Annotated in this window: 24 protein-coding genes; 9 read left to right on the forward strand and 15 right to left on the reverse strand. The window is 61.8% G+C overall.

Translation table 11 applies throughout. The features are described 5' to 3' along the window. Nucleotides 1-228: 228 nt before the first annotated feature. Entirely contained in the window at nucleotides 229-612 is a 384-nt protein-coding gene (locus AD662_RS03450; RefSeq protein ID WP_018603226.1) for a hypothetical protein, read from the reverse strand. 148 nt (nucleotides 613-760) lie between these two features. Here AD662_RS03450 and AD662_RS03455 point away from each other — a divergent pair, with 148 nt between their 5' ends. Beyond that, on the forward strand, nucleotides 761-958 hold the full coding sequence (locus AD662_RS03455; protein ID WP_053185469.1) for a heavy-metal-associated domain-containing protein: 198 nt from the start codon (nucleotides 761-763) through the stop codon (nucleotides 956-958). A gap of 95 nt (nucleotides 959-1,053) precedes the next feature. Continuing rightward, complete coding sequence (locus AD662_RS03460) at nucleotides 1,054-2,256, forward strand: multidrug effflux MFS transporter (RefSeq protein WP_053185475.1); 1,203 nt, start codon at nucleotides 1,054-1,056, stop codon at nucleotides 2,254-2,256. A gap of 1 nt (nucleotide 2,257) precedes the next feature. Here the strand turns inward: AD662_RS03460 and AD662_RS29485 are convergent, their stop codons facing one another. Together AD662_RS29485 and AD662_RS03465 are read right to left on the reverse strand one after the other, a co-directional pair. After that, nucleotides 2,258-2,428 carry a hypothetical protein gene (locus tag AD662_RS29485; protein WP_014336412.1) on the reverse strand — a complete coding sequence of 57 codons (171 nt, stop codon included), beginning with the start codon at nucleotides 2,426-2,428 and terminating at the stop codon, nucleotides 2,258-2,260. A 217-nt stretch (nucleotides 2,429-2,645) separates the two neighbouring features. Then, a complete protein-coding gene (locus AD662_RS03465; RefSeq protein ID WP_053185478.1) occupies nucleotides 2,646-3,659 on the reverse strand; it encodes a zinc-binding alcohol dehydrogenase family protein in 1,014 nt (337 codons plus the stop codon). A gap of 113 nt (nucleotides 3,660-3,772) precedes the next feature. On the opposite strand from AD662_RS03465, the gene AD662_RS03470 reads away from it, so the two are divergent. The 3 genes from AD662_RS03470 (at nucleotide 3,773) to AD662_RS03480 (ending at nucleotide 7,073) form a co-directional block, all read left to right on the forward strand. Then, on the forward strand, nucleotides 3,773-4,702 hold the full coding sequence (locus AD662_RS03470; RefSeq protein WP_053177950.1) for a LysR family transcriptional regulator: 930 nt from the start codon (nucleotides 3,773-3,775) through the stop codon (nucleotides 4,700-4,702). A 141-nt stretch (nucleotides 4,703-4,843) separates the two neighbouring features. Continuing rightward, nucleotides 4,844-5,578: an ArsR/SmtB family transcription factor gene (locus AD662_RS03475; RefSeq protein ID WP_018603237.1), complete on the forward strand. Its 735-nt coding sequence runs from the start codon at nucleotides 4,844-4,846 to the stop codon at nucleotides 5,576-5,578. A 112-nt stretch (nucleotides 5,579-5,690) separates the two neighbouring features. After that, nucleotides 5,691-7,073 (forward strand): MFS transporter, encoded by a 1,383-nt coding sequence (locus AD662_RS03480; RefSeq protein WP_053185481.1) that lies wholly within the window; start codon nucleotides 5,691-5,693, stop codon nucleotides 7,071-7,073. A 253-nt stretch (nucleotides 7,074-7,326) separates the two neighbouring features. Here the strand turns inward: AD662_RS03480 and AD662_RS03485 are convergent, their stop codons facing one another. The 3 genes from AD662_RS03485 to AD662_RS03495 all read right to left on the reverse strand — a co-directional run bounded on the left by AD662_RS03485 (nucleotide 7,327) and on the right by AD662_RS03495 (nucleotide 10,558). Then, nucleotides 7,327-8,280: an adenosine deaminase gene (locus AD662_RS03485; protein WP_003197486.1), complete on the reverse strand. Its 954-nt coding sequence runs from the start codon at nucleotides 8,278-8,280 to the stop codon at nucleotides 7,327-7,329. 83 nt (nucleotides 8,281-8,363) lie between these two features. Next, entirely contained in the window at nucleotides 8,364-9,329 is a 966-nt protein-coding gene (locus AD662_RS03490) for a 2-oxoglutarate and iron-dependent oxygenase domain-containing protein (protein WP_053185484.1), read from the reverse strand. Between the two features lie 146 nt (nucleotides 9,330-9,475). Next, nucleotides 9,476-10,558: a BMP family ABC transporter substrate-binding protein gene (locus AD662_RS03495; protein ID WP_033062469.1), complete on the reverse strand. Its 1,083-nt coding sequence runs from the start codon at nucleotides 10,556-10,558 to the stop codon at nucleotides 9,476-9,478. Nucleotides 10,559-10,934: 376 nt separating this feature from the next. Here AD662_RS03495 and AD662_RS03500 point away from each other — a divergent pair, with 376 nt between their 5' ends. Then, entirely contained in the window at nucleotides 10,935-12,026 is a 1,092-nt protein-coding gene (locus tag AD662_RS03500; RefSeq protein WP_018603248.1) for a calcium:cation antiporter, read from the forward strand. Between the two features lie 98 nt (nucleotides 12,027-12,124). Here AD662_RS03500 and AD662_RS03505 read toward each other — a convergent pair whose 3' ends face one another. The 3 genes from AD662_RS03505 to AD662_RS03515 form a co-directional block, all read right to left on the reverse strand. Then, on the reverse strand, nucleotides 12,125-13,483 hold the full coding sequence (locus AD662_RS03505) for an 8-oxoguanine deaminase (RefSeq protein WP_053178016.1): 1,359 nt from the start codon (nucleotides 13,481-13,483) through the stop codon (nucleotides 12,125-12,127). Nucleotides 13,484-13,736: 253 nt separating this feature from the next. Further along, nucleotides 13,737-14,423, reverse strand: a complete 687-nt coding sequence (locus tag AD662_RS03510; protein WP_014336422.1) for an SDR family oxidoreductase — start codon at nucleotides 14,421-14,423, stop codon at nucleotides 13,737-13,739. Nucleotides 14,424-14,448: 25 nt separating this feature from the next. Continuing rightward, nucleotides 14,449-14,799 (reverse strand): MerR family transcriptional regulator, encoded by a 351-nt coding sequence (locus AD662_RS03515; RefSeq protein ID WP_018605117.1) that lies wholly within the window; start codon nucleotides 14,797-14,799, stop codon nucleotides 14,449-14,451. 81 nt (nucleotides 14,800-14,880) lie between these two features. Here AD662_RS03515 and AD662_RS03520 point away from each other — a divergent pair, with 81 nt between their 5' ends. Then, entirely contained in the window at nucleotides 14,881-15,309 is a 429-nt protein-coding gene (locus AD662_RS03520; protein WP_053185487.1) for a hypothetical protein, read from the forward strand. Between the two features lie 68 nt (nucleotides 15,310-15,377). On the opposite strand, the gene AD662_RS03525 is transcribed toward AD662_RS03520, so the two are convergent. The 6 genes from AD662_RS03525 to AD662_RS03550 form a co-directional block, all read right to left on the reverse strand. Then, nucleotides 15,378-16,304, reverse strand: a complete 927-nt coding sequence (locus AD662_RS03525) for an ABC transporter permease (protein WP_053185490.1) — start codon at nucleotides 16,302-16,304, stop codon at nucleotides 15,378-15,380. Next, nucleotides 16,304-17,410, reverse strand: a complete 1,107-nt coding sequence (locus AD662_RS03530; RefSeq protein ID WP_046064423.1) for an ABC transporter permease — start codon at nucleotides 17,408-17,410, stop codon at nucleotides 16,304-16,306. Before AD662_RS03530 ends, AD662_RS03525 begins: the two co-directional genes overlap by 1 nt. 11 nt (nucleotides 17,411-17,421) lie before the next feature. Next, nucleotides 17,422-18,975 (reverse strand): ABC transporter ATP-binding protein, encoded by a 1,554-nt coding sequence (locus tag AD662_RS03535; protein WP_053178020.1) that lies wholly within the window; start codon nucleotides 18,973-18,975, stop codon nucleotides 17,422-17,424. 534 nt (nucleotides 18,976-19,509) lie between these two features. Next, on the reverse strand, nucleotides 19,510-20,091 hold the full coding sequence (locus AD662_RS03540; protein WP_018605110.1) for an IMPACT family protein: 582 nt from the start codon (nucleotides 20,089-20,091) through the stop codon (nucleotides 19,510-19,512). Between the two features lie 7 nt (nucleotides 20,092-20,098). Further along, nucleotides 20,099-20,749, reverse strand: a complete 651-nt coding sequence (locus tag AD662_RS03545) for a TetR/AcrR family transcriptional regulator (protein WP_018605108.1) — start codon at nucleotides 20,747-20,749, stop codon at nucleotides 20,099-20,101. 205 nt (nucleotides 20,750-20,954) lie between these two features. Beyond that, complete coding sequence (locus tag AD662_RS03550; protein ID WP_014336429.1) at nucleotides 20,955-21,875, reverse strand: LysR family transcriptional regulator; 921 nt, start codon at nucleotides 21,873-21,875, stop codon at nucleotides 20,955-20,957. A 122-nt stretch (nucleotides 21,876-21,997) separates the two neighbouring features. Between AD662_RS03550 and aptA the strand changes: the two genes are divergently transcribed. Further along, the gene (aptA, locus tag AD662_RS03555) at nucleotides 21,998-23,347 is read left to right on the forward strand and encodes an omega-aminotransferase AptA (RefSeq protein ID WP_053185499.1); all 1,350 of its coding nucleotides are present in this window, start codon (nucleotides 21,998-22,000) and stop codon (nucleotides 23,345-23,347) included. 71 nt (nucleotides 23,348-23,418) lie between these two features. Next, on the forward strand, nucleotides 23,419-24,912 hold the full coding sequence (locus AD662_RS03560) for a CoA-acylating methylmalonate-semialdehyde dehydrogenase (RefSeq protein ID WP_053185493.1): 1,494 nt from the start codon (nucleotides 23,419-23,421) through the stop codon (nucleotides 24,910-24,912). Nucleotides 24,913-25,345: the final 433 nt, after the last annotated feature.

Consider the following 25,345-nt stretch of genomic DNA (forward strand, 5'->3'; position numbering starts at 1 on the left):
TAGTGAATGACTACAGGATCAACCTTGCCATGCGGGCAAGGTCAAGCGCCAATCCAAAAAGCGCTGCCGATCCCTGATTTGGGAGCTGGCTCTGTGGGAGCAAGGCTTGCCCGCGATGGAGGCACCGCAGTCTGTTGAGTGACCGCGGCGCCTGGGTCGCGAGCAAGCTTTGCTCCCACAAAGCTCGCTCCCACAGGGGGGCTCGCAGCCACAAGATTAAGCGGTGTGTCAGTAACCGAGCCCAGCTTGCTTGAGGTACATGCCTTGTTCATTCATGGCGATGCGGAACTTCAGGATGTCACCGGCCCTGAGGGTGATGTTCTGCGACCCTGGCGCGAGCATGCCCGGGTTGCACCCCGGTGCCTGGCCTGGCAGCAACTTCAGGCGCAAGGAAAACTGGCCCGGCGGCAGGTTGAACGAAGTGCTTTGCTCCTGGAACAGCCTGGCCGAGAGCTGATCCTGGATGTAGATGCCGATTTCGCAATTGGTCGACACTTCCAGGCGCTCGCGGGAAATGATCACCACGCCATAGTCTTCGCCGGCGGCCGAGGCCTGGGGCGCCACCGCTGAAAAACCGAGCATGCAAAACAGGCTGAACGCTGACCAGCGCATGGCTGAACCTCCGGTGTTAAATCCTTGATGTGTGCAGCTTGGCTGAGCGCGATGCCGATTGCCAGCCCGGCAGTTTTTGTCAGAACTTGACCTTGCCATGATGGCAAGCTTGAGACTGCTGGCAACCTCAATCCCAAGGAGTCATCTCATGCACACTTTCAATGTCCAGGGCATGTCGTGCGGTCACTGTGTCAAGGCCATCACCCAGGCTGTCCAGGCCAAGGACCCGGCGGCCGACGTGCAAATCAACCTGGGTGCCAAGACTGTCCAGGTCCAGAGTTCGTTGCCGGCCGATGCCGTGCTTGCGGCCATCAAGGAGGAGGGCTATGAGGCCAGCCCTGCTTGAAGTTTTTTAATCGTTAGCGACCTACCGGAATGTTCAAGAGCGTCCGGCACGGCTAGACTGTCAGGCTGTCGAACGACGCCTGAGCGGGACGCCCGATGAACCTCCGTACCATTCTGATTCTTGGCGCCTTGAGCGCTTTCGGTCCCTTGGCGATCGACTTCTACCTGCCTGCCTTTCCGGCGATGGCGACGGCCTTCGGTACCGACGAAAAACACATTCAGTTGACCCTGGCGGCTTATTTCCTCGGCTTGTCCATCGGGCAACTGGCCTATGGGCCGGTGGCGGATCGCTTCGGACGGCGCATTCCATTGCTGACCGGTGTTGGTTTGTTCACCCTGGCCTCCCTGGCCTGCGCCTACGCGCCGAGCCTGGAATGGCTGATCGGCGCCCGCTTCGTCCAGGCCCTGGGTGGGTGCGCCGGGATGGTGATCTCGCGGGCGGTGGTCAGCGACAAATGCGACGCGGTGGGTTCGGCCAAGGTGTTTTCGCAGTTGATGCTGGTGATGGGCCTGGCGCCGATTCTCGCGCCGATGCTGGGCGGGTTGCTGGTGAACCTGCATGGTTGGCAATCGATCTTCATTGCCCTGACCGTGTTCAGCGCATTGGCGTCGATGGCGGTGGCCTTGTGGCTGCCGGAAAGCTTGCCGGACCATGTGCCTCGGCAACCGTTGTCGGGGGCATTGCGCCAATATGGCCGGTTATTGACCGACGCCGTCTTCCTCGGTCATGCGCTGACGGGAGGCATCGCTATCGCTGGGATGTTTGCCTACATCGCCGGTTCGCCTTTCGTCTTCATCAAGCTCTACGGGGTACCGGCCGAACACTTCGGTTGGCTGTTCGGCACCAACGCGGCGGGCTTCATCCTGGTTGCCCAGGTCAACGCCCGGCTGCTGTCCAAGCGCGGTCCGGCGTTCCTGCTGAGCCGCGCGGTATGGGTCTACCTGGGCGCCGGGCTGAGCCTGTTGGCCGTCAGCGCCTTGCAACCTGCGCAGTTGTGGCCGCTGCTGGTTCCGCTGTTTATCTGCATCGCCAGCCTGGGGTGCATCCTGCCCAACGCCTCGGCTTGCGCCATGAATGGGCAGGGCGCCCGGGCCGGCAGTGCTTCGGCGATGCTGGGATGCCTGCAGTTTTCCGTGGCCGCCGGGGCAGCTGCGTTGGTGGCGGCGCTGCATGACGGCACCGCCGTGCCAATGGCGCTGGTCATCAGCCTTTGCGGGCTGTTGGTGGTGGGCGCAGCGATGCGGACCCGTCGCCTGCAAAATGCCCGGGCGCTGGCCCAGGCCAGTCGCGAAGGCTGACTCAGCCGGCCGCGCGCTGCTGTTGTTCGGGGAAATGATGGGGCGCGAGGATCCGCGCTTGCAGGGTGTTGGCGAAGGCCTGGGCTTCGGCCTCGGTACGGAAGGTGACGACGTGCTGGTCAAGGCGTACTTGCCATTGGGATTTTGCCACTTCTTTTATCAGGATCTTCATTGCTGACCTCCTCACGAAAAGATTGCGTTGCAAAGGCCTCGAGTGTAGACCCGAATGCGATCGCAATTGTGACAAGGATCAATTCTCGGACTGACGGCATGGGTTTTGTGGGAGCAAAGCTTGCTCGCGATAAATGGTGACGCGGTTTTATAGAGAACCGCGGTGCCTCCATCGCGAGCAAGCTTTGCTCCCACAAGCGCTAGGCCCTCATCGTGGGTCAGAAACCCTCGAGCACAATCTTGCCCTTGGCCTTGCCGCTTTCCAGCAAGGCATGCGCCCGGCGCAGGTTCTCGGCGTTGATGGTGCCGAAATGCTCGCCAACCGTGGTCTTCAGCGTGCCGGCGTCGATCAGGGCGGCCACGCGGTTGAGCAGTTTGTGTTGTTCAAGCATGTCGGCCGTCTCGAACAGCGAGCGGGTGTACATGAATTCCCAATGCAACGACAGGCTCTTGCGCTTGAGCTTGGTCACGTCCAGCGCCTTGGGATCGTCGATCAGCGCCAGTTTGCCCTGGGGCGCGAGGGCTTCGACCAACTGGTCCAGATGCTGGTCGGTCTGGGTCAGGCTGGCGACGTGAGTCACCTGGGGCTGGCCCGCTTCTTTCAACACTTCGCTCAATGGCTGGCTGTGGTCGATCACCAGGTCGGCCCCCAGGCTGCGCACCCAATCCTGGGTCTGCACACGGGACGCGGTGCCGATCACCTTCAGCCCGGTGAGTTGGCTGGCCAGTTGCGTCAGGATCGAACCCACGCCGCCCGCAGCGCCGACGATCAACAGGCTCTGGCCCAGGTCGCTTTGGCCTTCCTGGATTTGCAGGCGCTCGAACAACAACTCCCAGGCGGTAATGGCCGTCAGCGGTAGCGCCGCCGCTTCGGCGAAACCGAGGGTTTTGGGCATGTGGCCGACGATGCGCTCATCCACTACGTGCAACTCGCTGTTGCCGCCGGCCCGGGCGATGGAGCCGGCGTAGAACACCTGGTCCCCGGCCTTGAACAGCGTGACCTCGCTGCCCACCGCCTTGACCACGCCGGCCACGTCCCAGCCCAGCACCTTGGCTGCGCCACCTTCGGGCTGGACGTTCTGGCGGACCTTGGTGTCCACCGGGTTTACCGAGATGGCCTTGACCTCCACCAGCAGGTCCCTGGGACCGGCGACCGGTTCCGGCAGCTCGATGTCCTGGAGCGATTGCGGGTCGGTGATGGGCAATGAGTGGTAGTAGGCGATGGCTTTCATGAAGCGGCTCCGTGAGATGAGTTCGATGAAGGCCATGTTTAGCTATTTATCGTCGAGATAAAACCGGCTAAAAGAACAGGCTCTTTCAATAATTTTTTGATAATGGAGTCGTCATGCTTCGCTTCGATGACTTGCAGTTGTTTGTCCGGGCGGCGGACCTGGGCAGTCTTTCGGCTGCGGCCAGGGTCATGGACCTGTCGGCGGCGGTGGCCAGTGCCGCGTTGAAACGGATCGAGCAGCACCTCGGCGCGCGGCTGTTGGCCCGCTCCACCCGTAGCCTGCGCCTGACGGCCGAAGGTGAGGGTTTTCTCGAATATGCCCGGGCTGCATTGAGCAGCCTTGACGAGGGCCGGCGGTTGTTGACCAGCGGCCAGGATCAGGTCAGTGGGGTGTTGCAGTTGTCCGCACCGTCGGACCTGGGACGCAACCTGCTGCTGCCCTGGCTGGACGCGTTCCAGCGCGAGCACCCCGGGCTGACGGTGCGGCTGTTGCTGGGCGATCGCATGGCCGATCTGTTCAAGCAGCCGGTGGACATCGCCTTGCGTTATGGCGAGCCGGAAGATTCAAGCCTGGTCGCCTTGCCCATTGCCGCGGATAACCGCCGGGTGTTGTGTGCATCGCCGGACTATCTGGCTCGCCAGGGTGAACCCCATCAGCTGGAACAACTGGCCCAGCACAACTGCCTGTTGTACATGCTTGGCAGTCGGGTCCATGACCGATGGGGTTTTCATGACGGCAAACGGGAAGTGAGCCTCACCGTCAGTGGCGACCGTTTCAGTGACGACGCCGATGTGGTGCGGCGCTGGGCGGTGGCGGGTGCCGGGATTGCCTATAAATCGTGGCTGGATGTGTCCACCGACGTGCTGGCCGGGCGCTTGAAAATCCTCTTGCCGCACCTGCAATGCGAACGCGCGCCCCTCAATCTGCTGTGTGCCCACCGGGCGCAATTGAGCAAGCCCATCAACCTTTTGCGAGACATGCTCCAGGTCCGCTGCGGTGAGTTGACGGCTCGTTTTCCACGCTCGACGGGGGCCGGCCATTAGTCGCGGGCAAATAGAGAATTTTCCCTCAGGAACAATCGCCTCCAAAGGTTTCCGGAGGACAGGAAAGCTCGACCGCCCCGCTTATACTAGCGACCGCCTGCGCCAGAGCAGTAGACGAATGATTCAACAGGGAGTGAATACATGGAACATGCACCTTGCATCAGCCAGATCGCCACGCTGCTGGCTGACCCCAAGCGCAGCGCAATGATGTGGGCCTTGATGGACGGCACGGCCCGCCAGGCCGAGGAGTTGGCGTTGCTCGCCGGGTTGTCGCCGTCCTCGGCCAACGCGCATCTGGGACGCCTGTCCGCCGGAGGCCTGTTGAAAGTCGAGGCCCGGGGCCGCAAGCGGTTTTTCCGCCTGGCAGCGCCTGAAATCGGTGCTGCCGTCGAAGCGCTGGCCAGCGCGACGCTGGTCAGTACGCCGCGGCAGATTCCAGACGTCTTCAAGCGCCGGGTCATGCCGACCAAGGCGCCGTCGGCCCCTGCTTCGTTGATGCGCGCCAGGCTTTGCGACGATCACCTGGGGGGAACCCTGGCGGCCGACCTCTACCAGCGCCTGCTGGACGCCGGATGGATCGAGCAGTTCGAGCAGCGGGTGATCGTCACCCACAAGGGCGCCAATCAACTGGCCGGACGTGGCCTGTTCATCCAGGCCCTGGCCCATCGCAACACCCACATCGCCTGTGCCTGCCCGGACTGGAGCGAGCGTCGTCCACACCTGGGGGGCGCGCTGGGGGCGGCCCTGCTGCAACTGTTCATGCAGTCGGGTTGGCTGAGCTTGCCCAACGATTCGCGAGCCCTGCAGGTGACGACGCTCGGCCAGCAGGAAATCCACCGGTTCGCCCGGCAGGACACGGTGGAGATGGCAATCTAGGGAACGCTCCTGATGCGTCGCTCAGGGCTGTCGGCAGGTCGTATTCAGCAATAGCCACCTGCGAGGTTCGCGCACACTCGGTCCGGGGAATTATCGGATTGGGGGAGGCAGCATGGACACTCACGGCTACAGCGCGGCGGAACGCCTGGAACGGTTACCCATCAGCGGTTACCACCGGGTCATCTTCATCATCATCGCCCTGGCGTTTTTCTTCGACTCCATGGACCTGGCGATGATGACGTTCCTGTTGGGATCGATCAAAGCCGAGTTCGGCCTGAGCACCGCCCAGGCCGGTTTGCTCGCCAGCTCCAGCTTCTTCGGCATGGTGGTAGGGGCGTCGCTGTCGGGCATGCTGGCCGATCGTTTCGGGCGCAAACCGGTGTTCCAGTGGAGCATCGTGCTGTGGGGCATTGCCAGTTACTTGTGCTCCACGGCCCAGGACATCGAGACCTTGACGCTGTTTCGCATCCTGCTGGGCATCGGCATGGGCATGGAATTTCCGATTGCCCAGTCGATGCTTTCGGAGCTGATCCCGGCCAAGCGTCGGGGCCGCTACATCGCTTTGATGGATGGCTTCTGGCCGCTGGGTTTCGTGGCGGCGGGGGTGCTGTCGTATTTTCTGCTGCCGGTGATCGGCTGGCGCGACATCTTTCTGGTGCTGGCGGTGCCGGCGGTGTTTGTCCTGGCGATTCGTTTCTTCATTCCCGAGTCGCCGCGCTGGCTGGAACAGGCCGGCCGGGGTGATGAAGCGGACGCGGTGCTCAAGCGAATCGAAGACAAAGTCCGGGCCTCGCTGGGGCGTAGCGACCTGCCGGAGCCGATTCGTTTGCCAAGGGTTGAGAGCACGCCGGGTAATTTCTTTTCGGCCCTGGCGCAGATCTGGTCGCCGCTGTATCGCCAGCGCACGATGATGATCTGGAGCGTCTGGTTCTTTGCCTTGCTCGGTTTCTACGGCCTGACTTCCTGGCTCAGTGCGTTGTTGCAGCAGTCGGGGTTCGCGGTGACCCAGTCGGTGTATTACACCGTGCTGATTTCCCTGGGCGGGATTCCCGGCTTCTTGATGGCGGCCTGGCTGGTGGAGCGCTGGGGGCGCAAACCGGTGTGCGTCATCACGTTGCTGGGCGGTGGGGCGATGGCGTTTCTGTATGGGCAGAGCGCGGTGTTTGGCGGCAACGTCGGCCTGTTGATCGGCACCGGGCTGCTGATGCAGTTTTTCCTGTTCGGCATGTGGGCGGTGCTCTACACCTACACGCCAGAGTTGTACCCCACCTCGGCCCGGGCCACCGGCTCGGGGTTTGCTTCGGCCGTGGGACGCGTCGGTTCGCTGCTCGGCCCGCTGGTGACCGGGATGGTATTCCCCATCACCGGCCAAGGGGGTGTGTTCGCCCTGGGCGCGTTGTGCTTCGCCGTGGCGGCGGGGGTGGTCTGGTTGTTCGGGATGGAGACGCGGGGCAAGACGTTGGAGGAGTTGAGCGAAGCGACCGTCGCCGACTAAACACTAATCCCCTGTGGGAGCGAGCCTGCTCGCGATTGCGGTCTGGCATTCGACATCGATGTCGACTAATACACCGCCATCGCGAGCAGGCTCGCTCCCACAATTGGATCTGCGTCCAACCGTGGATTTACAGGCGATCAAAAAACTGTGGGAGCGGGCTTGCTCGCGATGGCGGTGTGTCAGTCGATATTGATGTTGGCTGATCCAAAGCTATCGCGAGCAAGCTCGCTCCCACAAGGGTTGATTGTCGGGCCTAAGGTTTCACCAGCCGCGCATCCAGGCTGTTCTGGGCCAGGCGCTTGGCCTGGTCCTGGGTCATGCCCAGGTGGGTATACAGCGCGTGGAAGTTCTCGGTGACGTAGCCGCCGAAGTACGCCGGGTCATCGGAGTTCACCGTCACCTTCACGCCGCGCTCGAGCATGTCGAGGATGTTGTGCTGCGACATGTCGTCGAATACGCACAGCTTGGTGTTGGACAGCGGGCACACGGTCAATGGAATCTGCTCGTCGATGATCCGCTGCATCAGCCGCTCATCTTCGATGGCTCGCACACCATGGTCGATGCGCTGAATCTTCAGCAGGTCCAGGGCTTCCCAGATGTACTCGGGCGGGCCTTCTTCGCCGGCGTGGGCGACGGTCAGGAAGCCTTCGTTGCGCGCGCGGTCGAATACCCGTTGGAACTTGCTCGGTGGATGGCCCATTTCCGAACTGTCCAGGCCCACGGCCACGAAGGCCTCGCGGAATGGCAGCGCCTGGTCGAGGGTCTTCTCGGCTTGTTCTTCGCTCAGGTGGCGCAGGAAACTCAGGATCAGGCCGCTGGTGATGCCCAGTTGCTGCTCGCCATCCTTGAGGGCGGCGGCGATGCCGTTGAGCACCACTTCGAACGGGATACCACGGTCGGTGTGGGTCTGCGGGTCGAAGAACGGTTCGGTGTGGATCACGTTCTGCGCCTTGCAACGCAACAGGTAGGCCCAGGTCAGGTCGTAGAAATCCTGGGAGGTGCGCAGCACATCGGCGCCCTGGTAATACAGGTCGAGGAATTCCTGCAGGTTGTTGAAGGCATAGGCCTTGCGCAGGGTATCGACGTCGCTCCACGGCAGGGCGATCTTGTTGCGTTCGGCCAGGGCGAACAGCAACTCAGGCTCCAGCGAGCCTTCCAGGTGCAGGTGCAGTTCAGCCTTGGGCAGGGCGTTCAGCCAGTCGTACATGGTCTTTTCTCATCAGCGAATCGATGGCGGGCATTCTACAGGCGCTGGCCGCCCTGTCGGGTAAAACCTGACCGGCTGATCCACTACACGGCAAGCGACTCACGCCGGTAAGCATAGGTGTCGGCGAAGCGCGACAGCAGGAATTCGGCGCAGGTAGTCGTTGGGTACTTTGGCGGGTGGGCGTCATCCTGGCAACCGGGCAGGCATTGGATCAGCGTGTCGGGGTGCGGCTCGGCAAAGAACGGCATCGAGTACCGGTCCACCCCCAGCGGGCTGATCACCCGATGCGGCGTGGACAGGTAACGGTCGTTGCTCCAGCGCGCCATCATGTCGCCGAGATTGACCACGAAGGTGCCGTCGAGGGGCGGCGCGTCGATCCACTGGCCGTCGACGTTGCGCACTTGCAGGCCGCCGGCGGCGTCCTGGTAGAGCAGGGTGATGCAACCATAATCGGTATGGGCGCCGGCACCTTGCTGCTCGGCGCTACTGGCGGTGTCGCGGGGCGGGTAGTGGATCAGGCGCAGCACGCTGACCGGTTCGTTGAAGCGCGTGTCGAAAAAGTCCCGCTCGATACCCAGGGCCAGGGTCATGGCCCGCAGCAGGGTTTGCGCAAGCGCCTGCATGTCGCGGTAATGCTGCTCCATCAAGTTTTCCCAGCCCATCAGGTCGGGGTGGCGGTTCGGGCCACGCAGGGGTTTTTCCGCCAGCACTTCCGGGTGATCGGCCGGCAGGTGCAGGCCCATGTCGAAGGTTTCCTTCAGGTCGCTGGGTTTGGTCGGGTCCAGTTGTTCCGTGGCGACGGCGCCATAACCACGGTGGTGGCGGGTCTGGGTGATGTCGATCTTGAGTTTTTCTTCGACGGGCAGGGCGAAGAAGCGTTGGGCACTGCCCAGTACCTCGGCGATGCGCGCCGGGCTGATGGGGTGGCCCTTGATATAGAAAAAGCCCCATTGGCGGCAGGCAAGGTCGATCTGCTCGGCGACGGTTTGCCAGGCGCCGGCTTCATCGCCGTAGAGCGGGCTGATGTCGATGATGGGAAGGCTGTTCATACTGCTTTCCTGATTTAAAAATGGAGATCCCTGTGGGAGCGGGCTTGCTCGCGAAGGCGGAGTGTCATTCAACATTGATGTCGACTGATACACCGCCTTCGCGAGCAAGCCCGCTCCCACATGGGGTGTTGTGTTGAGCCTGGGGTTTATTTCGGAATCTCAGCCTTCATCCCTTCGACGTAGTAATTCATTGACGCCAGTTCCGCGTTGGTGGCGCTCACGCCCGCCGGGATTTTCTCGACGCCGGCCTGGTCCTTGATCGGGCCGGTGAACGGATGGAAGGCGCCGCTCTCGATGTCAGCGATGATCTGCTCGGCTTCGCCCTTGACTGCTGCCGGCACCAGGTCGCTGATCGGCAGTTTCACCGTGCCTTCCTTCAGGCCACCCCAGTAGTCCTGGGATTTCCAGCTATGGTCGAGCACGCTCTGGGTCGCCTGGATGTAATGCGGGCCCCAGTCATTGACGATGGACGTCAGCACCGCCTTGGGCCCGAAGTGAGCCATGTCCGAAGCGTAGCCCACCGCATAGACGCCGCGTCGCTCGGCAGCCTGGATCGGCGCCGGGCTGTCGGTGTGCTGGAACACCACGTCCACGCCCTGGTCGATCAGCGCGTTGGCGGCGTCGGCTTCCTTGCCCGGGTCGAACCAGGAGTTGACCCACACCACTTTGATCTCGGTACCGGGGTTGTACTTGTTCAGGGCCAGTTGGATGGCGTTGATGTCGCGGATGACTTCCGGGATCGGGAAGGAGGCGACATAACCGATCTTCTTGGTCTTGGTCATCTTGGCCGCGAGGAAGCCACCGACGTAGCGGCCCTCGTAGGTGCGAGCCAGGTACGTGCCCAGGTTCTTGTCCTGCTTGTAACCGGTGGCGTGTTCGAAGGTCACCTTGGGAAACTGCTTGGCGACTTTCAACGTCGGGTTCATGTAGCCGAAGGAGGTGGTGAAGATCAGGTCGTATTTGTCCTTGGCCATGTTGCGGATCACTCGCTCGGCGTCGGCACCCTCCGGCACGTTTTCCACGTAGTTGGTGGTGATCTGCTCGCCGAATTTCGCCGCCAGCTCCTTGCGCCCTTGTTCATGCTGATAGGTCCAGCCGTGGTCGCCGATCGGGCCGATGTAGACGAAGCCGACCTTCAGCGGGTCGGCGGCACTGGCATTCAGACCGGCGCCCAGGCCGACGGCGGCGACGACGGCGCAAAGCAACTTCTTCAAGGGGCGTTTGTGCATGAACTCGAACTCCATTTTGTTGTGAGGTTGGCTGTGCGGCATCAATGCAAAATGCTGACCAACAAGACAACAAATAGTTAACACCTTGATGCAGCCATCGCGGGCAAGCCTTGCTCCCACAAGTGCAAGGCCAAACCATGTGGAATCAGGCCTTGCCCCAACAGATGGGCAGCCCAACCTCATGGGAGGGCAAGCTCGCTTCACAAGTGCGCCGCGATACTTGTGGGAGCAAGGCTTGCCCGCGATGAGGCCCTTGAGAACAATAAAGGTGCACCCTGCCTGCAAGCGCCACCCCCTGGTGCATCACCCCGAACGAAACGTTCACCGCCCCCTATAGTCAGTAACTCATGACCCCGCCCACGGTGACAGGCCCGCGATGCTCACTTTGCTCAAGCAAGAAAAACTGCTGTTGCTGGCGCTGATCGCTGCGTGTATCGCCTATCCGCTGGAGCACTGGCTGCTGGGCAGCGGGCAAGTGGTGGCGCTGACCGGCGGCCTGGCCCTGATCGGTTTCATCGTCGCGGCGTCCATGCGCGTGGCCCATCACGCCGAACTGCTGGCGGAAAAGGTCGGTGATCCCTACGGCACCATGATCCTGACGCTGTCGGCGGTACTGGTGGAGGTGGTGATCCTGGCGATCATGATGAGCAACGAGGCTTCGTCGACGTTGGTGCGGGACACGATCTACTCGGCGGTGATGCTCGACATCAACGGCATCCTCGGGCTCGCGGCGCTGATGGGCGGGATCAAGCATGGCGAGCAGGCTTACAACGACGATTCGGCGCGCACTTACAGCGTGATGATTCTCACCGCCATGGGGGTATCGATGGTGGTGCCGGAGTTCATTCCCCGCGAGAGCTGGAAAATCTATTCGGCCTTTACCATCGGCGCGATGATCGTGCTGTACACCTTGTTCCTGCGCATGCAGGTCGGGCCCCACAGTTACTTCTTCAGCTACAGCTATCCGGAAAAACGTCGCAAGAAAGAGCCGGTGGAAAATGAACCGGAACCCATCAGTCTGACGCTTTCCATCGGCGCGCTGGTGTTTGGCGTGGTGGTGATCGGCGCCCTGGCCGAAGTCATGTCCAAGGCCCTCGACCTGGGGTTGGAAGGCTCGGGTGCGCCGCCGGTGGTCACGGCGATCCTGGTGGCCGCCATCTCCGCCGCACCGGAAATCCTCACCGCCCTGCGCGCCGCCCTCGCTAATCGCATGCAGTCGGTGGTGAATATCGCGCTGGGCGCTTCGCTGTCCACCGTGATCCTCACTGTGCCCATTATGGAAGCCATGGCCCTCTACACCGGCCAGCCGTTCCAGATGGCAATGACCCCGGTGCAGACGGTGATGATCTTCATCACCCTGATTGTCAGCGCGATCAACCTCAACGATGGCGAGACCAATGCCATCGAAGGCATGACCCATTTTGTGTTGTTTGCGACGTTCATCATGTTGTCCCTGCTGGGCCTCTAGAAGAGCATCGCGGGCAAGCCTTGCTCCCACAGAGCAATGAAAGTCTGTGGGACTCATGGACATCTGTGGGAGCAAGGCTTGCCCGCGATGGCGTCCGGTCAGGTGCCGGCGATCAATTCCCGCGCCGCCTGGCTGTGATCGGCAATCAGGCCCTTCAAGTCCAACCCCTCGACCTGCCCGTCGATGACCCGCCATTGCCCACCGATCATCACCCGATCAGCCCGATCTGCACCGCACAGCAACAGCGCCGAGACCGGGTCGTGGCTGCCGGAAAAGCGCAGCTCATCGAGCTTGAACAGCGCCAGGTCGGCCTGTTTGCCCACCGCCAGTTCGCCGATATCGCTGCGCCCGAGCAGTTGCGCCGAGCCCCGGGTCGCCCAGCCCAGCACGCGTTCCGGCGTGATCGCTTGCGCGCCGTAGCGCAGGCGCTGGATGTACAGCGCCTGGCGGGTTTCGAGGATCATGTTCGAGGCATCGTTGGACGCCGAACCGTCTACCCCCAGGCCTACGGGAGCGCCGGCGGCGGTCAGGTCCAGGGTCGGGCAAATGCCCGAGGCCAGGCGCATGTTCGAACTCGGGCAGTGACAGATGCCGGTGCCGGCGGCGCCGAGACGGGCGATTTCATCCGGGTTGAAATGAATGCCGTGGGCCAGCCAGGTACGCGGGCCAAGCCAGCCGACGCTGTCCAGGTAGTCCACGGTGCGCAGGCCAAAGCGTTGCAGGCAAAACGCTTCTTCATCGAGGGTTTCAGCCAGGTGCGTGTGCAGGCGTACGTCGAGCTTTTCCGCCAGTTCGGCGCTGGCGCTCATGATCTGCGGCGTGACCGAAAACGGCGAGCAGGGTGCCAGGGCAATCTGGATCTGCGCGCCGTCGCCGCGCTCGTGGTACTGACCGATCAAGCGCTGGCTGTCGTCGAGAATCACCTGGCCCTGCTGCACGGTTTGCTGCGGCGGCAAGCCACCGTCGGCCTCGCCCAGGCTCATGGAACCGCGGGTCAGCATCGCGCGCATGCCCAGTTCACGAACACTCTGCACCTGCACGTCGATGGCATTTTCCAGGCCTTCGGGAAACAGGTAATGGTGGTCGGCCGCCGTGGTGCAGCCCGACAGCAGCAACTCGGCCAAGGCCACTTTGCTGGCCAGGGCAAGTTTTTCCGGGGTCAGCCGCGCCCACACCGGGTAGAGGGTCTTCAGCCAGGGAAACAGCGGCTGGTTCACCACCGGCGCCCAGGCGCGGGTCAGGGTCTGGTAGAAGTGATGGTGGGTGTTGATCAACCCCGGCAGGATCACATGCTCGCGCGCGTCGAAGAGGTTGTCACAGGGCTGGGCGGGTTGCTGGCCGGCGCTCAGCAGTTCGACGATCACACCGTCCTGCAGGACGAGGCCGCCACGGGCATCGAGGTCGTTGGCCGTGAAAGTGGCGAGGGGATTTTTTAACCAGGTACGGGTCGCAGGCATGGTGGCCGGCTCCTCTGAAAGTGGGTTCAGGTTAGCCAGCTCAGTGATGCCCTGTCTGCTGATCCAGGGTCGCCCGGTGAATAGGGCGAGGTGCGGAGTTTACTCAGGTTGCCGGACACATTTCCAGTGCCCACTGAGATCAAAAATGTGGGAGCGGGCTTGCTCGCGAAGGCGGTGTATCAGGCGACATTATCGTTAACTGACCCAGCGCCTTCGCGAGCAAGCCCGCTCCCACATTAGGGGACTGTGGTGGTTACCAAGGGATTGTTTCGCCCCTGTAGTTGACGAAGTGATGCCCGCCCTTGCCGGCGAAGGCATTCACTTGGTCGATCAGCCCGCGAGTGCTGGTCTCGACATCGATGTCCGCGCCTTCGCCGCCCATGTCGGTCTTCACCCAACCCGGGTGCAGCGACAGCACGGTCAATGTCTGCTCGCCCAGTTGGCTGACAAAACTATTGGTCATGGAGTTGAGCGCCGCCTTGCTGGCCTTGTACAGCGCCAGCTCCGGCGCGTCGGGCATGGTCACGCTGCCCAGCACCGAACTCATGAAGGCGAGCACGCCGCTGCCGTCGCGGATCTGGCCGACAAAGCGTTGGGCCAGGTTGATCGGCGCCACGGCGTTGGTGAAGAACAACTGGCCGACTTCGGCCAGCGTCGCGCCGCCCGGGTTCTGGTTGTCCGGGCCCTTGACGCCGGCATTGACGAACAGCAGGTCGAAGGTCTCGCCCTTGAGCTGTTGGCTCAGGGCGATGACCGCTTGCTGGTCGTCCATGTCGAGTTTTTCGATCCGCACCGGGCCCAGCGCCTTCAAAGCCTCTGCGTTCTGCGGGTTGCGCACGGTGGCGGTCACGTTCCAGCCATCGCTGAGCAGCGTCTTCACCAGACCGAGGCCCAGGCCCCGGGAGGCGCCGATGATCAATGCGTTTCTTGCCGAATTCATGAGAGGCATCCTTGAAAGAAAAAGGTCATGGATTTAATGGACAGCGTTGCCCGAGCCGTTGTTTCAGCTCGTGACGCAACGCATCGAGTTCGGTGATGCGGGTTTCGATCAGGTTCAGTTTGTCTTGCAGCAATTGCGTCACCGCGCAGTCCGGATCGGGGGCGTTCCACAGGGCGCCAACGCTGGCGCTGATCTCGCCCAGGGTAAAGCCCAGGCGCTGGGCGGTCTTGATATAGAGCACCAGTTGCACTATGTCGGCGGGGTAGTCGCGATAGCCATTGGCGCTACGCGACGCCGCGATCAGGCCCCGTTGCTCGTAGAAGCGCAGCGTGTCTCGACTGACGGCACAGGCCTGGGCTAATTCACCGATGCGCATTGCGGAACTCCAGAGGACTTGACCTTGGAGCATACCCCAGGCTTTAGCCTCTTCGCTCCCCAATTATCTGGAGCAAAGTGTATGTGGACTTCGATGCAATACCGCCGGGTGGTGCTTGGCAGCGCCTGGTACGACCTGATCGTGTCGGCCGCGCTGGTCACGCCGTGGAGCTTTGCGGCGCTGCATGGTGTGTTGATGAGTTTGACTCAGCTATTCGACCTGCCTGGAGAACTGCCGCCGTTTGCGCCGGCGCATGTGCTGATGGTGAATCTGCTCGGCTCGATTGTCTGCGTGTGGTCGGTGCTACGGATTCGGGATCCGCAGGCACTGTATGGGCGTTATGACGCGGTGGGGCGTTTCTTGTTTGCAGCCTGGATGCTGTATGCGCTGCTTCATGGGGCCAGTGCGGTGTTGTGGGTTTTCCTGTTTTTCGAGGTGGTGTGGGGCTTGGTTCAGGTATTGCCTGTTCGGGACTCATCGCGGGCAAGCCTAGCTCCCACAGATCACTGAAAGTCTGTGGGACTCAGGAAAATCTGTGGGAGCAAGGCTTGCCCGCGATAGGCGCGCCGCAGTCTATATCAATGCCCCGCCTGCCAAGGTTGCCCCAGGGACACCGGCGCATACAGCCGGGTACGCACGGCATCCCGGGACAACAGCACCAGCACCACAATGGTCGCGGCATACGGCAGCATTGCCAGCAGACTCGATGGAATCGCCAGGCCCAACCCCTGGGCCACCAGGTGCAGGATGCTGGCGAGGCCGAACAGGTAGGCGCCCAGCAGCAGGCGCCACACCCGCCAACTGGCGAACACCACCAGCGCCAGGGCGATCCAGCCGCGCCCGGCGCTCATGTTCTCGGCCCACATCGGCGTGTAGGCCAACGACAGATAGGCGCCGGCCAAGCCGGCCATGGCGCCGCCAAACAATACCGCCAGGGTTCGCACCCGTAGCACCGGCAGGCCCATGGCGCTGGCGGCATCGGGGTTTTCCCCGACGGCCTGGATGATCAATCCCGCGCGACTTTTCACGATCACCCACGCCACCAGGGCAAACAGGGCGAAGGACAGGTAAACCAGCAGATCCTGGGCAAACAGCATTCGCCCGATCAATGGAATGTCACTCAAGTAGGGAATCGCCAGCGGCTCGAACCCGGCCAACGGTTTGCCGACCCAGGCCGCGCCGACAAAGCTCGACAGGCCCACGCCGAAAATCGTCAGCGCCAGCCCGGTGGCCACCTGATTGGCGTTGAACACCAGCGCCACCAGCGCGAACAACGCCGACAACAGCATGCCGGCAGCCATCGCCAGCAGCACGCCGAGCCAGAGGTTGCCGCTGTTGAACGCGACGATAAAACCGATCACCGCACCGAACAGCATCATGCCTTCCTGGCCCAGGTTGAGGACGCCGCTTTTTTCGCAGACCAATTCACCCAAGGCTACCAGCAGCAATGGCGTACCGCAGCGGACCATGGCGTAGAAAATATTGCTCAACAGGTCGATATCCATCACAGCGCTCCTGCCTGTACGGCGGTGGTTCGGGTACGTCGGGCCCAGCGCAGGTTGAGGCGTGGCCGGTACAGAATCAGCACGTCGCAGGCCAACAGGAAAAACAGCATCATCCCCTGGAACAGTTGGGTGATTGCCTGGGGCAGGTTCAACGACATCTGCGCGCTCTCACCGCCGATGTACAGCAGGGCCATCAGCAGGCTGGCAAACAGAATGCCGATGGGATTGAGGCGCCCCAGGAACGCCACGGTAATCGCCGCATAGCCGTAGCCCGGCGACACCTGCGGCACCAGTTGGCCGATCGGCCCGGTCACTTCGCAGACGCCGGCCAGCCCGGCCAGCGCACCGCTGATCAACAACGCCAGCCACACCAGCGGTTTCTGGCGAAAGCCGGCGAAACCGGCGGCGCGGGCGTCGAGACCCAGCACCTTGATCTGAAAGCCGACGAAGCTTTTCTGCAACAAGACCCACACCGCCACCAGCGCCAGCAGGGCGAAATACAGCCCGGCATGGACCCGGCCATCCTCCAGCAGCAACGGCAGGCGACTGGCCTCGCCGAACATCGCCGACTCCGGGAAGTTGAACCCCGCCGGGTCTTTCAACGGTCCGTGAACGCAAAACAGCAACAGGTTCAAGGCGATGTAATTGAGCATGATGCTGGTGAGGATTTCATTGGCATTGAAGCGCGTGCGCAGCCACGCCGTGAGCCCGGCCCACGCCGCTCCGGCCAAGGTGCCGGTGAGCAGGATCAGCACCAGTGCCCAGCGACTTTGCAGGCCGATGATGTTCACCGCCAAGGCACTGCCGGCCAGGGCGCCCAGCAGCAGTTGGCCTTCGGCGCCGATGTTCCAGATCCGCGCCTGATAGGCCACTGCCAGGCCGAGGGCGCACAGCAGGATCGGCAAGGTTTTGACCAGCCATTCGGATACGCCGTACAGGTCGCTGATCGGGGCGATCAACAAGGTGTACAGCGTTTGCAACGGGTCATGCCCGAGGGCGATAAACAGCAGTGAGCCACAGCCCAGGGTCAACACGGCGGCCAAGAGCGGCGAGCACCAGAGCATCAGGCGCGATTGCTGGCCGCGAGGTTCGAGAGAAAGCAGCATGTAGAACTCCGTTAAACCGGCGCGCGGGCAGGGGATTGAGGGGCGTCGAACTGGCCGGCCATCCAGCCGCCGACGTCACTGAGCCGGGTCTCGACGGTGGGTCTCAAGGCCGACAGACGCCCACCGCACAAGGCACCGAGGCGATCGCTGATCTGGAACAGTTCATCGAGGTCTTCGGAGATCACCAGAATCGCCGCGCCTGCATCGCGCAGGGCAATCAGGGCGCGATGGATGGTCGCCGCCGCGCCGACGTCCACGCCCCAGGTCGGGTGAGCGGCCACCAGCAGCTTCGGCTGTTGGAGTATTTCCCGACCGAGAATGAATTTCTGCAGGTTGCCTCCCGAGAGGCTGCGCGCCGGGGTTTTGGTGTCGGGTGTCTTCACGCCAAAGCGACGGATGATCTCCTCGGCCAGGTGTTCGACCTTGCTGCGGCGAATCAGTCCGTGGCTGACCAGGCCCTGTTGGAAAGCGCTGAGCAAGGCGTTATCCGCCAGACTCAATTGCGGCACGGCGCCATGGCCCAAGCGTTCGGCGGGGACAAAGGCCAGCCCGAGCCGGCGACGGGCGTCGGGGCGTAGATGAGCCACGGGTTGCCCGTCGAATCGGATCGTTTCGCCTTGCTGGCGGGCAAGCGGAGTTTCTCCGCTGAGCAACGCCAGCCATTCGTCCTGACCATTACCCGCCACCCCGGCGATGCCGACGATTTCGCCGCTGCAGACCGCAAGGTCAATGTCCCGCAACGAGCAGCCGAACGGGTCCGGGTTGTGCCAGGACAGCTTGTTGATTTGCAGGAAGGCTTTGTCTGCGCTGACCTTGGGGTAGTCCGTGATCAGTCCAGCCGCTTCGCCGACCATCAGTTGCGCCAACTCCCTGTCCGAGCAGTGCGCCGGCGTGCAATGCCCCGACACCCGCCCGCCGCGCAGCACCGTGGCGCTGTGGCACAATGCTCGCACTTCCCCGAGCTTGTGGCTGATAAACAGGATGCTGCAGCCCTCGCTCGCCAGGCGGCGCAGGGTCACGAACAATTCTTCGGCTTCCGCGGGCGTGAGCACCGAAGTCGGTTCGTCGAGAATCAGCAGGCGAATGTCCTGCATCAGGCAGCGAATGATCTCCACCCGCTGCCGCTCGCCAATCGACAGGCTGTGGACCAGCCGCTGCGGTTCCAGCGTCATGCCATAGCGCCGGGAAACCTCGCGGATCCGAGGTTCCAGCTGCGCCGGCGTACCGGCTGCAGCGCCCATTGCCAGGGCAATGTTTTGCGCAACGGTGAGGGTTTCAAACAGCGAGAAATGCTGGAACACCATGCCGATTCCCAGGCTGCGGGCCTGGGCCGGGTTGCGCAGGTTGACGCGCTGGCCTTGCCAGATCACTTCACCCGAATCGGCAGGGGTGACGCCGTAGATAATTTTCATCAGGGTACTTTTTCCCGCACCGTTTTCCCCGAGCAGGGCGTGGATCTCGCCGGGTTGGATGCTCAGGTCGATGGCGTCGTTGGCCAGGCAACCGGGGTAGCGTTTGCTGATGTTGCGCAATTGCAGGCGCGCGATTGAGTCGGGGTTGGACATGACAGGCTCGGGCCGATGGACAGGAATGCCTGTGGATAAAGCAATTTCCTGGCCATCAGGTCAGGAAATCACCTTGATCCCGCCGCCAAGGCCTTCTACGTGTGGCCCGGACGCCTGTCCAAGGGAAAATCTGCACCGGCTTGGCGCACGAGGATTGGGTGCAGGCACCGGTTTGCCCTGAAATGGGTGGTTAAAAATTGAGCAAGCGGCTGCGAGCCATGCCCTTCTTGGGGTGGCAGGAGCCATGAACGGGTTATCCACAGGTTGCTCCACAGTTATTGTGCGCAAGCCGGAAACTCGGGCATAAGCACTGCGAGGCTTTCTTCTAAAGGTGATAAACCGCTGCAAGCACTTGTTTTGTGGATAAATTTGTCGGTTCGGCGGGACTTTGGCTGAAAAATGAGCAACCCTCTCAAACCCGCATGACAGAAGGGTTACAGAGGGATGTGCTCAGGTTATCCACAGTCGGGTGCACAGTGGATGTGGGCAAGTTGAACGATTGCGAGGCGCCCTGAAAGGTTGCAGCCTTTGAACTCAGCGCCCTAACCGAATCCGTCCACGGCTCAGGTCGGCCAGTTGCGTTTGCAATGTTTCGATCTGCGCTTCACCCACGGCCAACTGCAGGTCTACGCCATTGGCCGTAAAGCGTTCTTCATTGACCAGCCCGCCGCATTCGGCGACGCGCAGTTTCACCAAGGGCAGTTCGGCGAACCCGCAGCTACAGTGCAAGGGCACGCGGCTGATCAATTCGATTTTCTCGGCGTTTTGCAGGCATTTGTTCGCGCCGCCGCCATAAGCCCGGGCCAGCCCGCCCGTGCCCAGTTGAATCCCGCCGTACCAGCGGATCACCAGCACTGCGACCTGATCGCAAGCCTGTGCTTCGATCGCGGCCAGGATTGGCCGCCCGGCGGTGCCGCCCGGCTCGCCATCGTCGTTGCTGCGGTATTGGTCGCCGAGTTTCCAGGCCCAGCAATTGTGCGTGGCATTCAGGTCACTGTGCTGCTCGATAAAGGCCTGGGCGTCGGCGGGGCTGGTGATGGGCGCGGCGAGCGTAATGAAACGGCTTTTGCGAATTTCTTCGCGGTATTCGCAAAAGCCGGCAAGGGTAAAGGTCATGGCGATCTTAGAGGGCAGGTGTCAGGCCGCAGCCCTTGAGAATGATGCGGATCAGGTTGTCGCCAGCCTCGACCATGTCTTGCTTGGTCAACTTGCTGCGCCCGGTCACGCGACAGATCTGGGTGGCGAAGTCGGCGTAATGCTGGGTGCTGCCCCACAGCAGGAAAATCAGGTGCACCGGGTCGATCGGGTCCATCTTGCCGGCATCGATCCAGGCCTGGAATACGGCCGCCCGACCATTGAACCAGGCGCGATAATCCTGGTTGAAATATTCGCTCAGGCATTCGCCACCGCTGATCACTTCCATGGCAAACAATCGCGAGGCCTGGGGTTGGCGACGAGAGAACTCCATTTTGGCGCGGATATAGCGGGTCAAGGCTTCGGCGGGATCATCCTCGGCTGTGAGGGTATTGAAGGTGCTGTCCCACAATTCGATGATGTTGCTCAGCACCGCCACGTACAAGCCGAGCTTGTTGGTGAAGTAGTAATGAAGGTTCGCCTTGGGCAGCCCGGCCTTGAGGGCGATGGCATTCATGCTGGTGCCTTTGAACCCGTGACGGGCGAACTCATCTTCGGCAGCCTTGAGGATCGTCTCTTCATTCTTTTGACGAATGCGACTGGTGGGCTTGCCACCGTGGGCAGGGACTTCAAAGGTCATGGGCGTTTCCGGGCTGGGTCTGTGGGCAAGCAAATGCGTTGATAGCGCACCGGCATCAATCCGACAAGTGCCATCACACTAAAAGCCTCTCGATGGCGATCCTCTGCCCCTTGTGGGAGCGGGCTTGCTCGCGAAAGCGGAGGGTCATTCAATATAGGTGTCGCCTGATACACCGCCTTCGCGAGCAAGCCCGCTCCCACAGGGGTTAACGGGTGGCCGCCAGGCTTTCGAGAAAGCTCTCCAGCACCAAGTGAGGCCGGCGGCCCTTGCGCGTGACCGACGCCAGGCTCAGGTCATAGAACCGTACCGCCGGTTTCAAGGCTCGCAGCCGACCTTGCTGGACCCAGAGGCTGGCGTAGTGATCGGGCAGGTAACCGATGTAGCGCCCGGTGAGAATGAGGAACGCCATGCCTTCGCGGTCCGATGCACTCGCGGTGCAATTGAGCGCCTGGTAATGGGCCTGTATTTCGGCTGGCAGGCGGAAGGTCGGCGCGATGGCGTCCTGGCTGTTGAGGCGAGCGTCCTCAAGTTGCTGGTCATCGACATAAAACAGCGGATGCCCGACCGCGCAGTACAGCAGCGATCGTTCACTGTACAGCGGTTGATATTCCAGCCCGGACAGGGCGCTGGCCTGGGGAACTACGCCAACATGCAAGCGCCCGTCGAGCACGCCTTGCTCGACTTCGTTGGGGGCGATCATGCGAATCTGGATCTGCACGTCGGGCCCGCGCTCTTTCAATTGCGCCAAGGCATGGGTGATGCGCATGTGGGGCAGGGTGACCAGGTTGTCGGTCAGGCCGATGGTCAATTCACCGCGCAAATGCTGGTGCAGGCCGTTGACCTCGGTGCGAAAGCTTTCCAGTGCGCTCAATAACTGCAACGCCGATTGGTACACCTCGCGACCTTCCTCGGTCAGGGAAAACCCCGCGCGCCCACGCTGGCACAGACGCAAGCCGAGGCGTTGTTCGAGGTCGCTCATCTGCTGGCTGATGGCCGAGCGACCGATGCCCAGCACGGTTTCAGCGGCGGAAAATCCACCACATTCCACTACGCTGCGGAAAATGCGCAGCAGGCGAATATCAAAGTCGCTGACCTGGGCCAGTGGATCGGGACGACGAACGCTCATAGTTTAGTGATCCACCGACTGAAGGTTACAAAAGTTGGATTTCACCGACTTTATCGCCGTGGCAACTTAGCTGCAAGAACGCCTTTCGATCCCTGTCGCTTATGACCTGCGAGGTTTTGTCGATGAACATGCCCGAACACGCTGCCGGTTCCCTGGCTAGCCAGCTCAAGCTGGATGCCCACTGGATGCCTTACACCGCCAACCGCAATTTCCAGCGCGATCCGCGCCTGATCGTCGCTGCCGAAGGCAGTTGGCTGGTGGATGACAAGGGGCGCAAGGTGTACGACTCGCTGTCGGGTCTGTGGACATGTGGCGCCGGCCACACGCGCAAGGAAATCCAGGAAGCGGTCGCCAAGCAACTGGGCACCCTCGATTACTCGCCGGGGTTCCAGTACGGCCATCCGCTGTCGTTCCAGCTGGCGGAAAAAATCACCAGCCTGACCCCGGGCAATCTCAATCATGTGTTCTTTACCGACTCCGGCTCCGAGTGCGCCGATACCGCGGTGAAGATGGTCCGCGCCTACTGGCGTCTCAAGGGCCAGGCGACCAAGACCAAGATGATTGGTCGTGCCCGCGGCTATCACGGCGTGAACATCGCCGGCACCAGCCTCGGCGGTGTCAACGGCAACCGCAAACTGTTCGGCCAGGCCATGATGGACGTCGACCACTTGCCTCACACCTTGCTGGCCAGCAATGCCTATTCCCGTGGCATGCCGAAAGAGGGTGGCATCGCCTTGGCCGATGAGCTGCTGAAGCTGATCGAGCTGCACGATGCGTCCAACATCGCCGCAGTGTTCGTCGAACCGATGGCGGGTTCGGCCGGCGTGCTGGTGCCGCCTGAGGGTTACCTCAAGCGCCTGCGGGAAATCTGCGACCAGCACAGCATCCTCCTGGTGTTCGATGAAGTGATCACTGGTTTCGGTCGCACCGGTTCGATGTTCGGTGCCGACAGCTTCGGCGTGACCCCGGACCTGATGTGCATCGCCAAGCAAGTCACCAATGGTGCGATTCCCATGGGGGCGGTGATTGCCTGCTCCGAGATCTACCAGACGTTCATGAACCAGCCGACGCCCGAGTACGCGGTGGAGTTTCCCCACGGCTACACCTACTCGGCGCACCCGGTAGCCTGCGCGGCTGGCCTGGCGGCGCTGGACCTGCTGCAGAAGGAAAACCTGGTACAGAGCGTGGCCGAGATCGCCCCGCATTTCGAGAATGCATTGCACGGCTTGAAGGGCGCGAAGAACGTCATCGACATCCGCAACTATGGCCTGGCCGGCGCGATCCAGATCGCCGGGCGCGACGGCGATGCCATCGTGCGTCCATTCGAGGCCGGCATGGCGTTGTGGAAAGCCGGGTTCTATGTGCGGTTCGGCGGCGACACCCTGCAGTTCGGGCCAACGTTCAACAGCAAGCCGCAGGACCTGGATCGCCTGTTCGATGCGGTCGGTGAAGTGCTGAACAAGCTCGATTGATACGTCCTTCTATATAGCTTTCGATAACGGGCGTCCGGTCAAGGGCGCCTGTGGATAATTTTGGAGTCCCCATGAGCCTCATCCCGCATTTGATCAATGGCGAACTGCTGAGCGACAGCGCTCGCACCGCCGATGTGTTCAACCCGTCCACTGGCCAGGCCATCCATAAAGTGCCATTGGCTGATCGCGCGACCATCCAGCAGGCCATCGACGCCGCGAAGGCGGCTTTCCCGGCCTGGCGCAATACACCGGCGGCCAAGCGCGCGCAGGTGATGTTTCGTTTCAAGCAATTGCTGGAGCAGAACGAGTCGCGCATCGCGCAGTTGATCAGTGAAGAACACGGCAAGACCTTGGAAGACGCGGCCGGTGAGCTCAAGCGCGGCATCGAAAACGTCGAGTTCGCCTGTGCGGCACCAGAAATCCTCAAAGGCGAATACAGCCGTAACGTAGGACCGAACATCGACGCCTGGTCAGACTTCCAGCCTCTGGGCGTGGTGGCGGGCATCACGCCGTTCAACTTTCCGGCGATGGTGCCGCTGTGGATGTATCCGCTGGCGATCGTTTGCGGTAACTGCTTTATTCTCAAGCCGTCCGAGCGTGACCCGAGTTCGACGTTGCTGATCGCCCAGTTGTTGTTGGAAGCCGGTTTGCCCAAGGGCGTATTGAGCGTGGTGCACGGCGACAAGGCTGCGGTGGACGCACTGATCGAAGCGCCAGAAGTGAAGGCGCTGAGTTTTGTCGGTTCGACGCCGATTGCCGAGTACATCTATACCGAGGGCACTCGGCGCGGCAAGCGCGTCCAGGCGCTGGGTGGGGCGAAGAACCATGCGGTGCTGATGCCGGATGCGGACCTGGACAATGCCGTCAGCGCACTGATGGGCGCGGCGTACGGTTCGTGCGGTGAACGCTGCATGGCGATTTCGGTAGCGGTGTGTGTCGGCGACCAGGTGGCGGATGCATTGGTCTCCAAGCTGGTGCCGCAGATCAAGGCGCTGAAGATTGGCGCCGGCACGTCTTGCGGGCTGGATATGGGGCCGTTGGTGACCGGTCAGCATCGGGACAAGGTCAGCGGCTATATAGAAGACGGTGTGGCGGCGGGTGCTTCGCTGGTGGTCGACGGCCGTGGCTTGAGTGTGACCGGGCATGAGGAGGGCTTCTTCCTGGGTGGCTGCCTGTTTGATCGCGTGACTCCTGAGATGCGCATCTATAAGGAAGAGATCTTCGGGCCAGTGCTGTGCATCGTCAGGGTCAATAGCCTGGAAGAGGCGATGCAGTTGATCAACGATCACGAGTATGGCAACGGCACCTGCATCTTTACTCGCGATGGTGAGGCGGCGCGGTTGTTCTGCGATGAGATCGAAGTCGGCATGGTGGGCGTCAACGTTCCATTGCCGGTGCCGGTTGCCTATCACAGCTTTGGCGGTTGGAAGCGTTCGCTGTTCGGTGACCTGCACGCCTACGGCCCGGACGGCGTGCGTTTCTATACCCGTCGCAAGGCCATTACCCAGCGTTGGCCGCAGCGGGCCAGCCATGAGGCTTCGCAGTTTGCGTTCCCCAGCTTGTAACCGGTAAGTGAAGAGGCCGGCACCCTTGGGCGCCGGCCTCTGTGTTTACGGGGCTTTTGGACTGATGTGACAGAATTGTGAAGAAAGGTGTTGACGGCAGATTCTGGAAGTCTATAATTCGCCCCACTTCCGGCGCAGTCGAAACAGAAAACTCCTTGAGATTCAATGAGTTAAGTAGGTTTCGAAGGTGTTGGGCTTCAGGTCATCGAAGCCCGGAAGGAGCAGATAGAGCGGTGTTGTTTGGCTCTATCGGCGGTTCGATCTTCTCGGTCGAAAGCGGTGAAAAAGAGGTGTTGACAGCAGCGAGTAACGCTGTAGAATTCGCCTCCCGCTAACGAGAGATCGGAAGCGCAAGTGGTTGAAGTTGTTGATGTTTCCGAAGCGAAACTTTGAAAACTTCTTAAAATAACCGCTTGACAGATACACGGGGCGC

This window comes from Pseudomonas kilonensis, from assembly GCF_001269885.1.
Taxonomy (GTDB): Bacteria; Pseudomonadota; Gammaproteobacteria; order Pseudomonadales; family Pseudomonadaceae; genus Aquipseudomonas; species Aquipseudomonas kilonensis.